Origin of the sequence: Nonomuraea sp. H19 (genome assembly GCF_052068215.1) — a bacterium.
Lineage (GTDB): Bacteria > Actinomycetota > Actinomycetes > Streptosporangiales > Streptosporangiaceae > Nonomuraea.
The window spans coordinates 43193-56965 of sequence record NZ_JBQHCV010000025.1; the positions used below are offsets into that span (position 1 = coordinate 43193).

Below are 13773 nucleotides of genomic sequence, written 5' to 3' on the forward strand. Positions count from 1 at the left end.
GGTTAGGGTCGCGGAGTGATTCGCGACGTACAGGTCAACGGGATCAGGCTCGTCTACCGGGAGGAAGGCGACCCCGCCGCTCCCCCGCTCCTGCTGATCCACGGCCGGACCGCCGACCACAACGACTGGAACGGCATCACCCAGCACTTCGCGGCCCGCTACCACGTCTTCGTGCCCGACCTGCGGGGCCACGGGGCCAGCGACCACCCGGGCGAATACCCGCTGCCCGCGATGGCCGAGGACATCGCGGCGCTGCTCGATCATCTGGGCGTCGAGCGGACGAGGCTCGTCGGGCACTCGCTGGGCGGGATCGTGGCGTACCTGGTGGCCATGAACCATCCCGATCGCGTCGAGCGGCTCGTGCTGGAGGACGTGCCGCCACCGCAGCCGCTTCGCGGGCGGGCGCCGATCGTGGAGGACGAATCGACCGGGTTCGACTGGCGGATGATGCACGACACCGAGCGGCAGTTTCTCGATCCCGATCCCGCCTGGCTCAAAGGGCTGGCCGACATCACGGCGCCGACGCTGGTGCTGTCGGGCGGGGCGACGAGCCCGTTCGACGCCGCAGGGCTGGCCGCCCGCATTCCGGGCGCCGAGCTGGTCACGATCGAGGGCGCCGGGCACCTCATCCACATCAGCGCCCGCGGCCGGTTCCTGCGCGCGGTCGACGGTTTCCTGAACGGCTGAACGGCCGCTCTCATCCCGCCGTAACGTGCGTGTTACGTTCGCGGGCAAGGGTAGGGCCGTGGTCGACATGCACGTACACCAGCGACTGAGCAGACTCCGCCTGATGGCCCCCTCGATCGGCCAGTGCGCGGTCGCCGCCGCGCTCGCCTGGCTCGTGGCCAAGGACCTGCTCGGGCACAGCCGTCCGTTCTTCGCCCCCATCGCGGTCGTCGTGTGCATCGGTGTCGGGCTCGGCCAGCGGCTGCGGCGCGTGGTCGAGCTGGTCGTCGGGGTCAGCGTGGGCATCGGCGTCGGCGACCTGCTGGTGGCCTGGATCGGCTCGGGCGCCTGGCAGATCGCGCTGGTGGTGGCGCTGGCGATGACGGCGGCGGTGCTGCTCGACAGCGGCTCGCTGATCGTGCTGCAGGCCGGCTCGTCGGCCGTGCTGGTGGCGACCCTGCTGCCGCCGTCCGGCACCGGCGGGATCGACAGGATGCTGGACGCCCTGGTCGGCGGTCTGCTGGGGCTGGCGGCGGTGGCGCTGCTGCCCGCCAGCCCGTTCGGGCTCGCGACGCGGCACGCGCTGGGGATGTTCGGGGCGCTGGCCGACGCGCTGCGGCGGATCGCCGAGGCCGTCGAGAAGTCGGACGCGGCTCTGGCCGCCGAGGCGCTGGAGGATGCGCGGAGCAGCCATCCGAGCGTGGAGGAGTTCAAGCAGGCGCTGCAGACCAGCAGGGAGATCGCCACCATCTCACCGCTGTACCGGCTCCGCCGCACCGGTCTGGAAGGGTACGAGACCGCGGCCGTGCCGCTCGATCACGCGCTCAGGAACGCCAGGGTGCTGGCCAGGCGGGCCATCGTGGCGCTCGACGGCTCCAGCGAGCTGCCGCCCTGGCTGCCCACGGCGCTGCGTGACCTGGCGGACGCGACGTTGCTGCTCAGGGACGAGCTGGCCACCGGGCGACCGCCCGAGAAAGCCGAGGCGGCGATCATGGCGGTGGCCTCCCGGCAGGAGGCCGAGCGCTGGGGGTTCTCGGCCGATGTGATGATCGCGCAGCTCCGGTCGATCACCGTGGATCTGCTCCGGGCCACCGGCGCCGAGCGGGAGGACGCGATCGCCGCGCTGCCGCCGCTGGAGGTGCCCGGCGAGCAGGACTCGCCGGAGCGCTCGTGACCTTGCTGTCACATATATCCGTAAAGGTAGAAGGGTGCGAACGAGGCTCAGCGATCATGTAAAGGACCGACTGGGCACGTTCGGTCTCATGGTGCCGTCCATCGCGCAGTGCGCGGTCGGCGCCGGGCTCGCCTGGGTCGTCGCCATCGAGCTGCTCGGCCACGCGCGGCCGTTCTTCGCGCCGATCTCCGTGCTGATCTGCGTGGGCGTCGGGCTCGGGCAGCGGCTGCGCCGGGTGGCCGAGCTGGTGGTCGGCGTCAGCCTCGGGGTGGGCGTCGGCGACCTGCTGGTGGCCTGGATCGGCTCGGGTCCGTGGCAGATCGCGCTGGTGGTCGCGCTGGCGATGGCCATCGCGGGGCTGCTGGACAGCGGGGCGCTGTTCGTGGCCCAGGCCGGGTCGTCCGCGGTGCTGGTGGCCACGCTGGTGCCGACCACGGGCGCCGGGGGCCTGGACCGGATGGCCGACGCGCTGACCGGGGGCGTCATCGGGATCGCGGCGGTCGCGCTGCTGCCCGCGAGCCCGTTCGCGATCGCGGCCAAGCACCTGTCCGGGGTGCTCGACGCGCTGTCCACGGTGCTGGAGCGGGCGGCGGAGGCGATCGAGAAGCGGGACGTGGACCTGGCCGCCGAGGCGCTGGAGGAGGCGCGCGGCACGCAGGCGGCGGTGGAGGAGTTCGAGAAGGCGCTGGAGACCAGCAAGGAGATCACCATGATCTCGCCGCTGCACTGGACCCGGCGGGCCCGCCTGGCCCGGTACGAGACCGCCGCCGTCCCCGTCGACCTGGCGCTGCGGAACGCCCGGGTGCTGAGCAGGCGGACACTGGCCTCGCTCGGAGAGGCCAGCCCTCCTCCTGCCTCGCTGGCCGAGGCGATGCGCGAGGTCTCGGAGGCGGCCCTGCTCCTGCAACTGGAACTCGGAGCCGGGCGGGAGCCGACGTTGGCGCGGCAGGCGCTGCTGGCGGTGGCCGCGCGGGAGCGGCCCGAGCAGCTGGGCTTCTCCGCGCACGTGATCATCGCGCAGCTGCGGTCCGTCGTCGTGGACCTGCTGCAGGCGACCGGGCTGGACCACGAGGCCGCCACGGCGGCGCTGACCCCGCTGGACAAGCCCGACGACGAGAGCGCGCAGGACTGACGTTCCGGCCGCCGGCGCTCCGTGGCGCCGGCTCGTGTCGTTCGCGGCAGCGGTCCCGGCCGTCGATCTCGGAGACCGCCACTACAGCAAGGTCAGGAGGACAGGCGCTTCAGCCGGGTCACCGCCTCGTCGATGACCTCGTCCTTCTTGCAGAAGGCGAACCTGACGAAGTGCTTGCCGCGCTCGGGATGGTCGTAGAAGACCTGGGTCGGGATGGCCACCACCCCGGCCAGGTCCGGCAGCCGCCGCGTCAGCTCCAGCCCGTCGGCGAACCCGAGCGGCCTGATGTCGGTCTGCACGAAGTACGTCCCGGAGGGGCTGAGCACGTCGAACCCGGCCGCCGCCAGCCCTTCCATGAGCCGGTCGCGCTTGTCCTGGAGCCCGGCGCGCAGCGCGGACACCCACTCCAGCTCGTGCCGCAGCCCGTACGCCACCGCGAGCTGCCACGGCGCGCTCGCCGTGAACGTCAGGAACTGCTTGACCGTCTGCACCGCCCCGACCAGCGGCGCAGGGGCGCATATCCAGCCGGTCTTCCAGCCGGTCACCGAGAACGTCTTGCCCGCGGAGGAGATCATCACGGTGCGTTCCCGCATGCCGGGCAGCGTCGCCAGCGGAATGTGCTCGACTCCGTCGAACGTGAGGTGCTCGTACACCTCGTCGGTGATCGCGATCAGGTCGCGCTCCTGGCAGAGCTCGGCGATGGCGGTCAGCTCGGCCCTGGTGAAGACGGTGCCGGTCGGGTTGTGCGGGGAGTTGACGAGGATGGCGCGGGTGCGGGGGGTGACGGCGGCGCGCAGCTCCGCGGGATCGAAGGTGAACCGGCCCGCGACCGGCCGCATCGTGACGGCCACCAGCCGGGCCTGGGCCAGCGCGATCGAGGCGGCGTAGGAGTCGTAGTAGGGCTCGAACGCGATCACCTCGTCGCCGGGCTCGCACAGCGCGAGCACGCTCGCCGCGACGGCCTCGGTGGCGCCCACCGTGACCAGGATCTCGCCGGCCGGATCGTAGGAGAGCCCGTAGTGCGCCGCCCGGTGGTCGGAGACCGCCCGGCGCAGCTCCAGCATGCCGGGACCCGGCGGGTACTGGTTGGCGCCCGAGGTGATCGCCTGGGTCGCGCAGTCGAGCATGGCAGCGGGGCCGTCGGTGTCGGGGAAGCCCTGGCCGAGGTTGATCGATCCGGTCTGTACGGCGAGCGCGCTCATCTCCGCGAAGATCGTCGTCCCGAAGGCGCGCATCCTGGATACAAGTGGTTCCCTCACGAGCTCAGACTATTAGTCTTCTCCCGTGATCATTCGGGTCGTGCTCGCCCTCGTCCTGTTCGCGCCTCCCATCACGACCTCGACCGCGGCCGAGCCGCGCGACTGCCCGGTCGCCATGCCCGCCCGTACGACCTGCGGATTCCTCGTCGCCCCCGAGCGCAGGGACGCCCCTGTCCGGACGATCAAGGTGGGGTACGCCGTGCACACCTCGACCGCGAAGGACCGCAAGCCTGACCCCGTCGTCTACATGAGCGGCGGGCCGGCGTCGGCCTCGATCCAGCTCACGGGGTTTCTGAGCCAGATGTTCCCCGATCGCGACGTGGTGACGATCGAGCAGCGCGGCAGCGCGTACTCCGAGCCCGCGCTGGGCTGCCCCGAGATCGCCGAGGCGCTGGTAGGGCAGTTGCGCCGGCCGAGGGCCGACGTGGCCGCGGCCGCCGTCACCTGCCGTGACCGGCTCCGGGAGCAGGGCGTCGACCTGCGCGGGTACAACACGAAGGAGATCTCGGCGGACGTCGTCGCGTTGCGCCGGGAGCTCGGCTACACGTCGTGGAACCTGTTCGGCGTCAGCTACTCGACCAGGGTCATGCTGGATGTGGCCGCCGCCGACCCGGAGGGCGTGCGCTCGGTCGTGCTGGACTCCTTCCTGCCCGAGAGCGTCGACTGGTACGACGACGCCGACAGGAACCTGGCCGACGCGACGGCGCTGCTCGGCATCGGGGACGCCTTCGAGGCCATGCGGTCCAGGCTCGACGCCGCCAACGCGCGGGTGCCGGCCACCGATCCGCTGCTCGGCAGGGACTTCACGGCGCGGATGAGCGGCGACGACGTGGCCACGATCATGGCAGAGGCGCTGCACGAGACCGGCGTGGCCGCGGTGGCGCCGGAGCTGGTGCCCGCGCTGGCCAGGGGACACGACGAGCTGCTGCGCCCGCTGGCCGACGCCGCCGGCGAGGGGCTGGTGTCGCACGAGCTCGGGCTGTATCACGCGGTGCAGTGCCAGGACGAGGTCCCGTTCAACACCTTCACCACCAGGTCCCGGCTTTTCACCGTAAACAGCGATAAAGCGGTGTGTGACGCCTGGCAGCTCCCGAAGTCCCGGCCGGTCGACGCCGCCCCTGAGGCCCCCGTGTACGTGCTCGGCGGCCAATACGACCCCACCACCCCGGCCAGGACCAGCAAGCCGGCCGCCGAGGCGCTGCCCGACGGCCGCTTCGAGGAGATCCCCCGCGTCGCCCACGCCGTGTTCCTGGCCAGCGAGTGCGCCCGGCGCAAGATCGTCGAGTTCGTCGGCGACCCGGCGGGCGACACCACGGCCCCGTGCCCGGACGACACCGGAGCGCGGCCGCAAGACCTGCACGTTACCGGGGCGCCGTACCAGATCTCCCGCTCCCCCTGGCTGGCCGCGCCGTTCGCGCTGTTCGCGCTCGCCGCCCTGATCCAGCTGATCGCGGGCGCGCTGAAGGGCCGGGCGCTGGCGGCGTTCGGCGGGCTGTCCGGTGTGGCGTTCGCCGGGCTGCTGATCCAGTCCGTGTACGGCCTGGCGGCCGGCAACCAGACGGCTCTGGCCGTCGGCGTCCCCGGCGTGATCGGCCCGTACACCTGGATCGCGGCGGCGTCGGCCGTACTGACCGCGGCGGCGCTCTTCCGCGACGCCAGATGGCCGCAGATCACAGTTACCGTCATCAGCGCCGGATTCCTCGTATGGTGGTGCACCTGGTTCCTATGACGCGCATCCGAGAGCTCGACGCCCTCCGCGGCTTCGCGGTGGGCGGCATCATGCTGATCAACACCTGGCAGCACACTCCGCACGAGCCGCGGACCGGCGTGGACTGGGCCATCGAGGCGTTGTTCCAGAGCCGGTTCTATCCGATCTTCTCGCTGCTGTTCGGGATCAGCTTCATGCTGTTCCTGCGCGGCAACAGCCGCTGGGCGCTGCTGAGCAGATTGTTCTGGCTGTTCTGCATCGGGCTGGTGCAGCACTCCTTCTACGAGGGCGAGGTGCTGACCGACTACGCCTTCTACGGGGCGGTGATGCTGCTGCCCGCCTCGTTCCTGACCGGCGGGCTGCCGGTGCTGCTGCTGGGGCTGGCGGTGCTGGCGTGGGGGCTGATGATGGGCGGCGGGGTGCTGCTGATTCCCGGCCTGTTCCTGGTCGGCATGGCCCTGTGGGAGCTGCGGCCGCCCAGGTGGCTGCTGTTGCCCGGGTTCGCCACGGCCGCGGTGGCCACCGCGCTGGTGACCGCCACCTGGGCCGTCACGCACGACTGGCTCACCTACAGCGTGGCCGCGCTGACGGGCGCGGCGACGTACGCGCTGGGGCTGCTGGTCCTGCTGCGGCCGTGGCTGTCGGCGGTGCTGGAGCCGCTGGGCAGGATGGCGCTGACGAACTACGTGTCCGGCACCGCGGTGATCATGCTGGCCCAGCCGCTGCTGAAGGCGGACCCGACCCGCTGGTCGGTGGTGGCCCTGGCGCTGGCGACGGTGACCGTGCAGGTCCTCGCCGGCCGGTGGTGGCTGGCGAGATTCCGGTACGGCCCGCTGGAGTGGACTTGGCGATGCCTGACCTGGTTTCGAACGGTGCCCAACCGGCTAGAGTCGGGCCGTGACCACAATCGCCCTCTGCCAGATCCCCGTGTCCCCTGACCCGTCGGTGAACCTCAAGAGGGCCAAGGAGGCGCTCTCCCGGGCCGAGGGCGCCGACCTCGCGATCTTCCCCGAGGCCACGCTCACCCGGTACGGGCGGCGCATCACGACCCTGGCCGAGCCGCTCGACGGGCCGTTCGTGTCGGGCCTGGCCGAGGCGGCGCGGGAGCACGGCCTGGCGGTGATCGCGGGGGTGTTCGAGCCCGGCGAGGATCGCGTGCACAACACGGCCGTGGCCATCGACGCCCAGGGCGCGCTCAAGGCGGCGTACCGGAAGATCCACCTGTTCGACTCGTTCGGCGCGAAGGAGTCCGACCTGGTCGCGCCGGGCACCGAGCCCGCCGTCGTGGAGCTGGCCGGGGTCCGGGTCGGGCTGATCACCTGCTACGACGTGCGCTTCCCGGAGCTGGCCAGGGCGCTGGTCGACAAGGGTGCCGAGCTGTTCGCGGTGATCGCGGCCTGGGGTTCGGGGCCGCTCAAGGAGGACCACTGGGTGACGCTGGTCAGGGCGCGGGCACTGGAGAACACGATGTGGACCGCCGCCGTCGGCCAGGCGCCCAACCCCGCCGAATCGCCGGACGGCTTCGGCGTGGGGCGCAGCATGCTGGTCGACCCGCTGGGCGTGGTCCGCGCCGACCTCGGCACCGCCCCGGGCGTGCAACTCGTGCGCGTGGATCACGAGTGGACGGCGGCGGCCAGGGCCACGCTGCCGTGCCTGGAACATCGGGTGCTCTGACGTCAACAGATCGTAAAGTAGAACCATGAGCGGAACGCAGATGCAGAAGGTTGTCCCGCCGCGTCTGCTCGTGCCATACCTGTCGGGCAAACGCACGGTCATTTCCGGCTACGTCTACCGGGTGCAGGATTGCGTCCGGCTGACCACGCCCGAGGCGCTCTACTTCGGGCTCGACCTGTCGTTCGACGGATCGGAGCTGTTCGCCGAGGTGCCCGAGCTCTACGTGATGCGCTGGTACGCGCGCGACGTCGACACCTACGCGGTGCCGTACGGACCGCATATGGGAGGCGACTGGAGCGACGCCCCGCCGTTCGCGGGCAACGGGTTCACGACCTCACCCGACCATGTGGTGCCGCAGTTCCACACCATTCCGATGCCGATTCCGGCAGGGGCGGAGATCGTGCACGTCACACCCGAGGGCGAGCGGCCCTTCGCCGAATACGACGGGCTGACCTGGCGGCCTGCCGCATGAGCGAGGAGATCACGCCGGTCGCCTCCGGCTTCGTCGCCCGCTACGGCGAGCGGACCCTGCCCGCCGCGCTCGGCCCGGACAACGACCAGGTGGTGCTGTTCAGCGAGGTCGAGCTGGAGGGCTTCGAGGCGGCGGCCGGCTACTGGCGGCGCCGGGTCAACAGGTCCGAGGTGGAGTGGCTGGTGCTGATCCGCACGGTGGGCGCGTTCGGCGGCGAGCCGTGCATCGTACTGGACGAGGACGACGACGGGCTGCACATCGCCTACACCGGGCACAGCGGGATGAAGGCGGAGGCGCTGGGCTACTGGATGGTGGACCACGGCGCCTACGAGGTCGTGGTGCCCCGCGAGGAGGTTTTCTCGATCCGGGTCGAACGGATTCCGGTCCCCTAGTCAACCGATGCGCCGTCCGGGTGTCTCTGGAGTGTGATCGACTCCCTGACCATGGTGCAGCCGTCGTTCGCCGAGCTGTTCGCCGCCCAGTACCAACCTCTGGTACGCCTGGCGGGGCTGCTCGGCGCCGACGACCCCGAGGACATCGCCCAGGAGGCGTTCGCCCGGCTGCACACCAGGCGGCTGCGCGACGACGCGGCCGCGCTGGCCTACTTACGCGCCACCGTCTGCAACCTGACCCGCAACCGGCTGCGCCACCTGCGGCTGGTACGGCTGCGCCGCCCCGACCCCCCAGAACCCGCGCGCAGCAGCGAACACGCCGTGCTCGTCGCCGAGGAGCACCGCGCGCTGCTCGCGGCCGTCGACCGGCTGCCGCGCCGGCAGCGTGAGGCCATGGTGCTGCGGTACTGGCTGGATCTCTCTGAACGCGAGATCGCCGAGGTCATGGGTGTCTCGCCGGGATCGGTGAAGACGCACGCCAGCAGGGCCCTGGCCGCCCTGGGCAAAGCGCTCCAGGAGGGGGAAGAGTGAACGACCTGGAACAGCGGCTTCGGTCCGCTCTTGACGCACGTGCCCGTACTTTCGAGGCCAGTCCGGACGCCTGGCAGCGGGTGCGCGAGCGCGAGCCCCGGCGCTCACGGGCGCGGTGGGTGCTGGCCGCGCTGCCGGTGGCGCTGCTGGCGGTGTTCGTCCCCATCCTGCTCACCGGCGGGCTGGGCAGGAACTCCGCAGCCGACGGCGCTGATGACATCTACCGGCGGCTCATGGCCGACAGGACGCCCGCGGGTGAGTCGGTGACCCTCGACGACCCGGCCGGTGGAAAACTGCGGCTCTGGTTCGCCAGGGGCGAGATGGGCCAGCCCGTGCTGTGCTACATCGCCGAGCGCGCACAGCCGTATGGCGCCTGCGACGGCATGATCGACACCATGTCCACGCGGAGCGGCTGGTTCGAAGGCAGCACGGCCAGGGACGGCGCGAGCCGGGTCATGGACTACGGCGTCGCCCGCCAGGGCGTCGAGAGGGTCGGCGCGGTGACCAAGAGCGGCAAGAAGATCTCGGGCACGCTGCTGCGCCCGCAGGGCGCGCCGTTCCTGCTCTGGACGGTCACGTACGCCGCTCAGGACCCGGTGTCGAAGGCCGTGTTCACCGAGCCCGGCCGCACCGACTACGAGATGCCGCGCTCCACCCTGACCATGAGGAGCAGGGACGACCAGCCGGCGGGAAAGACCATCGAGGTGGCCGGCGGCCTCACGGTCGGCCCTTACAAGACGAAGTACGGCCGGGCGCTGGTCTGGTTGCGCCAGGGCAAGCACGCCGGAAGCGTCAGTCTCGAGCCTCAGTACCTGCTGAAGGATGCGCCGGTGCACTTGTTCCCCGCTGGGGATCGAGCCTACGGCGCCGCCAGGAAGGACATCGCGCAGATCCAGCTCTCGGTCGCTGGAGAGCGCGAGACCACCGCGGCCACCAGATCCGATCCGTGGGGCCTCGGCATCGTGCTGTTCGCCATCGACGCGCAGGAGGGCTTGGACGCGGGCTACCGCCTGACCGCCTACGACGCCGCCGGAAAGGAGGTCTGGCACAAGGACTGGGCTCCGAGGCAACGAACCCAGCCGAATTACGGCACCCAGATCGGCGGCACGATGACCGTCCCGAGCACGGAGAACTTCGGCTACGGCCCCGTCCGCCTGCGGTTCGTCAAGGAGCGGCCGAGCAACGTCAAGTCGGCCTACAACTACATGATCTGCACATCGGGCGGGGTCGGGCCCGAGGGGGACGAGAACGGCGGCTGCGGCGCCGCCACCTTCGACGACCTGAACGGCTTCAGTCACGGCACCGTGCACTCCTTCCTGCCCGAGCCGGGCACGACGATCTCCTACGGCTCGGCCCGTCCGGACTGGGAGTCGGTCGACGCGGTGCTCAAGGACGGGACGCGCATCCACGGCTCGTTCCTGTCCGCCCCGGGCGCCCCCGCCCGCGCCTGGTATGTCAAGTACCCGTACGGCACCCAGATCGCCGCCCACGTCTTCAAGGTGAAGGGCAGGCAGCTCGAGCAGGTCTGGCACACCAGGCACGACTGCTGGGGCGCCAAGCCGTCGCAGGGCCGCCCGCATGCCCTGACGCGGGGGATCACCGCCCTGCTCCACGTGAACAACTGCCTGCTGTTCGCCAAGGGGAGCAAGCGCCTGCCGGGCTATTCGGAGCCCGTCCCCGGCGGCAAGCTGCGTGACATACTCGCGGCCGAGCATCCTCTGGAGTGGGTACAGCACAAGACCGACTGGTACGGCTTCACGCTCCCCGGCACGGCCCGGGTCGAGGTCGCGCTGAAGGGCGGCGGCACCGCCACCGCCGACACCGTGCCCGACCCGTGGGGGCAAGGCGTGCTGTTGTTCGCGGGGGCGGTGCCCGAGAAGGCGGGCAAGCCCGGAATCTCCTGGCCGGGCCTGCGGTTCACCGGGTACGACGCCGCCGGGCAGGTGGTGTGGACCTACAAGCCGCGCTCGCCACTGGATTAGACGCCGAGGTTGCGGTAGCGGGCCTGGCGGGCCGCGAAACGGTCCGCCGGGCTCACTTCCAGCAGCTTCGCGATCTCGTACTCCAGCGCCCGCCCCACCCGCTCGCAGAACTGCCTGGGCTCGTAGGCGGCGTCGGGCAGCTCCGGGATCACCCGGTCCACGATGCCGTCGCGGCGCAGGTCGGTGGCGCGGATGTGCTGGGCTTGGGCGATCTCGGGGGCGAAGTCGACCGAGCGGTAGAGGATCGCGGAGGCGCCCTCGGGCGGCAGCGGCGACAGCCAGGCGTGCTGCGCGCACAGCACCCGGTCGGCGGGCAGCAGCGCCAGCGCCGCGCCGCCCGCGCCCTCGCCGAGCAGCAGGCACACGGTCGGCGCGTCCAGCATGACGAGCTCGGCCAGGCAGCGGGCGATCTCGGCGGCCAGCCCGCCCTCCTCGGCCGCCTTCGACAGGTCGGCGCCGGCCGTGTCGATCACCGTGACCAGCGGCAGGCCCAGCTCTGCGGCCAGCCTCATGCCGCGCCTGGCCACGCGGAGCCCGGCCGGGCCGAGCGGCGAGTTGGCGCGCTGGTGCCGCCGGTCCTGGCCGAGCACCACGGCGGGGGCGCTGCCGAACATGGCCAGCGCGAGCAGCAGCCCCGGCTCGTTCTCCCCCGTCCCGGTGCCGCTGAGCGGTGTCAGGTGGGTGGCGGCGAGCTTCAGCAGCGCGCGCACGCCGGGCCGGTCGTCGCGGCGCGAGCGGGTGATCGCCTCCCACGCCTCCACGGGGCGCAGGTCCTCTTCCGGGGGCCGGCCCGCCTCGATGGCGGACCGGTCCGCGGCGAGCACGGCGAGCGCCCTGCTCGCGACCTGCCGCAGGTCGCCGGCCGACACCACCGCGTCGAGCAGCCCCTTGCTGTGGAGGTTCTCGGAGACCTGGACGCCTTCTGGAAAGGGGTAGCCGTGCAGCGCCTCGAACACGCGCGGCCCCAGGAACCCGATCAGCGCCCCCGGCTCGGCGGCCGTGAGGTGCCCGAGCGACCCCCATGACGCCAGCACCCCGCCGGTGCTCGGATGCCGCAAGTACACCAGGTAGGGCAGGCCGACGGCCCGGTACGCCTGGATCGCCGCGGTGATCTTCACCATCTGGACGAACCCCAGCGCGCCCTCCTGCATCCGCGTGCCGCCCGAGGCCGGCGCGGCCAGCAACGGCAGCCGCTCGCGGGTGGCGCGCTCGACGGCGGCCACGAACCGCTCGGCCGCCGCCACCCCGATCGAGCCGGCCATGAACGAGAACTCGCAGGCCACGATGGCCACCCTGCGGCCGTCGAGCAGCCCCTCACCGGTGACGATGGCCTCGTCGTAGCCGGATTTGACGCGGGCCGCGGCCAGCTCGTCGGCGTAGGAGGAGCCGGGCTCTGCCGGGTCCGCGGGCGGCGCGTCCCACGATTTCCACGATCCCCGGTCGAGGACCGTGTCGATCAGTGTGCGCGCGTCCGGACGGCTCACTATCGCTCCCTAGAGTCGGCCAACGTTGCAATGTTGACGCACGAAGGCGCCGTCCGGTGCCCCGAAATACGGATCATCGTTCGCGCTCTTCGAGCCAGGCCAGCACGGCGTCGCCGTCCTGGCCGAGCATGGGCGGCGCGGTGTGCTCGATCCCGGTCGTGCCGTCGAAGCGCAGCGGCGGTCCCGGCAGCTCGATGCGGCCGAGCACGGGATGCTCCACCTCGACGACCAGGCCCTGCGAGCGGGTCTGCGCCCAGGAGTAGACCTCGTCGATGGACCTGATCGCGCCCGCGGGCACGCCTGCCTCGGCCAGCCTGGCCAGCCAGTGGGCGCGGTCGTGGGCGGCCAGGGCCTTCTCCATGTCGGCGATCAGGTCGTCGCGGTGCGCGTGCCGGTCCCTGTTGGTGGCGTATTTCGGCTGGCCGGGGTCGATGCCGAGGAGCGCGGCGACCTTCTTCCACTGGCCGTCGTTGGCGGCGGCGATCTGCAGCATGCCGTCGGCGCAGCGGAAGGCGCCGTAGGGGGCGATGGAGGTGTGGTGGTTGCCGCTCGCGGCCGGCACCTTGCCGCCCACCGTCCAGGCGGTGCCGTGGTAGGCGTGCACGCCGGTCACGGCGGCGAGCAGCGACGTGCGTACGACGCGGCCCCGGCCGGTGCGCTCGCGCTCGTAGAGCGCGCCGGCCACGCCGTAGGCGCCGTGGATGCCGGCGAGCAGGTCGGCGATGGACGCGCCGACGCGGTAGGGCTCCTCCGGCGAGGGGCCGGTCAGCGACATCAGCCCGGCCTCGCCCTGGGCGATCTGGTCGTAGCCGGGGCGTCCCCCTTCGGGGCCGTCGTGGCCGAAGCCGGTGATCGACAAGATGACCAGGCGCGGGTTGAGCTCGTGCAGCCGCTCGACGGAGAAGCCGAGGCGGTCGAGCACGCCGGTGCGGAAGTTCTCGACGAGGACGTCGCTCTGGCGGACGAGACGCTCGATGAGCTGCTTGCCCTCGGGGGATTTCAGGTCGACGGCGATGGACTGCTTGTTGCGGTTGGCCGCCAGAAAATAAGTGGAAATATCGTGATCCGGCCCGACGAAGGGCGGCCCCCAGCCGCGCGACTCGTCACCCCCATCAGGATGCTCAACCTTGATCACCCGCGCGCCCAGGTCGCCGAGCAACTGCGTGGCGTGCGGCCCGGCCAGGGCTCTGGACAGGTCGAGCACGACGATGTCGCCGAAGGGTCCGCGCAAGGTCGACCTCCTAGGTGCGGCTAGAGCGAAAGAACATTCTCTCAGTTGCCGCTGCTCAGTCATCTACC

13 protein-coding genes are annotated in these 13773 nt (G+C 71.6%); 10 read left to right on the forward strand and 3 right to left on the reverse strand.

What is annotated here, in order from left to right; genetic code table 11:
* Window positions 1-15: 15 nt before the first annotated feature.
* The 3 genes from ACTMTI_RS41790 to ACTMTI_RS41800 all read left to right on the forward strand — a co-directional run bounded on the left by ACTMTI_RS41790 (window position 16) and on the right by ACTMTI_RS41800 (window position 2972).
* Window positions 16-687, forward strand: coding sequence for an alpha/beta fold hydrolase (locus tag ACTMTI_RS41790; protein WP_441126341.1), 672 nt, complete (start codon window positions 16-18; stop codon window positions 685-687).
* 103 nt (window positions 688-790) lie between these two features.
* Window positions 791-1840 (forward strand): FUSC family protein, encoded by a 1050-nt coding sequence (locus ACTMTI_RS41795; RefSeq protein ID WP_441126342.1) that lies wholly within the window; start codon window positions 791-793, stop codon window positions 1838-1840.
* A gap of 88 nt (window positions 1841-1928) precedes the next feature.
* Entirely contained in the window at window positions 1929-2972 is a 1044-nt protein-coding gene (locus tag ACTMTI_RS41800; protein ID WP_441126343.1) for an FUSC family protein, read from the forward strand.
* Between the two features lie 92 nt (window positions 2973-3064).
* Here ACTMTI_RS41800 and ACTMTI_RS41805 read toward each other — a convergent pair whose 3' ends face one another.
* A complete protein-coding gene (locus ACTMTI_RS41805) occupies window positions 3065-4231 on the reverse strand; it encodes a pyridoxal phosphate-dependent aminotransferase (RefSeq protein ID WP_441126344.1) in 1167 nt (388 codons plus the stop codon).
* A gap of 25 nt (window positions 4232-4256) precedes the next feature.
* Here ACTMTI_RS41805 and ACTMTI_RS41810 point away from each other — a divergent pair, with 25 nt between their 5' ends.
* Genes ACTMTI_RS41810 through ACTMTI_RS41840 form a run of 7 tightly spaced genes read left to right on the forward strand, consistent with a single transcriptional unit; the run spans window position 4257 to window position 10990 of the window.
* The gene (locus tag ACTMTI_RS41810; protein WP_441126345.1) at window positions 4257-5960 is read left to right on the forward strand and encodes an alpha/beta fold hydrolase; all 1704 of its coding nucleotides are present in this window, start codon (window positions 4257-4259) and stop codon (window positions 5958-5960) included.
* The gene (locus ACTMTI_RS41815) at window positions 5957-6877 is read left to right on the forward strand and encodes a DUF418 domain-containing protein (protein WP_441126346.1); all 921 of its coding nucleotides are present in this window, start codon (window positions 5957-5959) and stop codon (window positions 6875-6877) included. Before ACTMTI_RS41810 ends, ACTMTI_RS41815 begins: the two co-directional genes overlap by 4 nt.
* Window positions 6837-7613 (forward strand): carbon-nitrogen hydrolase family protein, encoded by a 777-nt coding sequence (locus ACTMTI_RS41820; protein ID WP_441126347.1) that lies wholly within the window; start codon window positions 6837-6839, stop codon window positions 7611-7613. Before ACTMTI_RS41815 ends, ACTMTI_RS41820 begins: the two co-directional genes overlap by 41 nt.
* Window positions 7614-7638: 25 nt before the next feature.
* On the forward strand, window positions 7639-8085 hold the full coding sequence (locus tag ACTMTI_RS41825; protein WP_441126348.1) for a hypothetical protein: 447 nt from the start codon (window positions 7639-7641) through the stop codon (window positions 8083-8085).
* Entirely contained in the window at window positions 8082-8477 is a 396-nt protein-coding gene (locus ACTMTI_RS41830) for a hypothetical protein (RefSeq protein ID WP_441126349.1), read from the forward strand. Before ACTMTI_RS41825 ends, ACTMTI_RS41830 begins: the two co-directional genes overlap by 4 nt.
* Before the next feature lie 33 nt (window positions 8478-8510).
* Window positions 8511-9008: a sigma-70 family RNA polymerase sigma factor gene (locus ACTMTI_RS41835; RefSeq protein WP_441126350.1), complete on the forward strand. Its 498-nt coding sequence runs from the start codon at window positions 8511-8513 to the stop codon at window positions 9006-9008.
* Window positions 9005-10990 (forward strand): hypothetical protein, encoded by a 1986-nt coding sequence (locus ACTMTI_RS41840; protein WP_441126351.1) that lies wholly within the window; start codon window positions 9005-9007, stop codon window positions 10988-10990. Before ACTMTI_RS41835 ends, ACTMTI_RS41840 begins: the two co-directional genes overlap by 4 nt.
* On the opposite strand, the gene ACTMTI_RS41845 is transcribed toward ACTMTI_RS41840, so the two are convergent.
* Together ACTMTI_RS41845 and ACTMTI_RS41850 are read right to left on the reverse strand one after the other, a co-directional pair.
* Window positions 10987-12474, reverse strand: coding sequence for a carboxyl transferase domain-containing protein (locus tag ACTMTI_RS41845; protein ID WP_441126352.1), 1488 nt, complete (start codon window positions 12472-12474; stop codon window positions 10987-10989). The two genes, ACTMTI_RS41840 and ACTMTI_RS41845, sit on opposite strands and share 4 nt — an antisense overlap.
* Before the next feature lie 73 nt (window positions 12475-12547).
* Complete coding sequence (locus ACTMTI_RS41850) at window positions 12548-13705, reverse strand: CaiB/BaiF CoA transferase family protein (protein ID WP_441126353.1); 1158 nt, start codon at window positions 13703-13705, stop codon at window positions 12548-12550.
* Window positions 13706-13773: the final 68 nt, after the last annotated feature.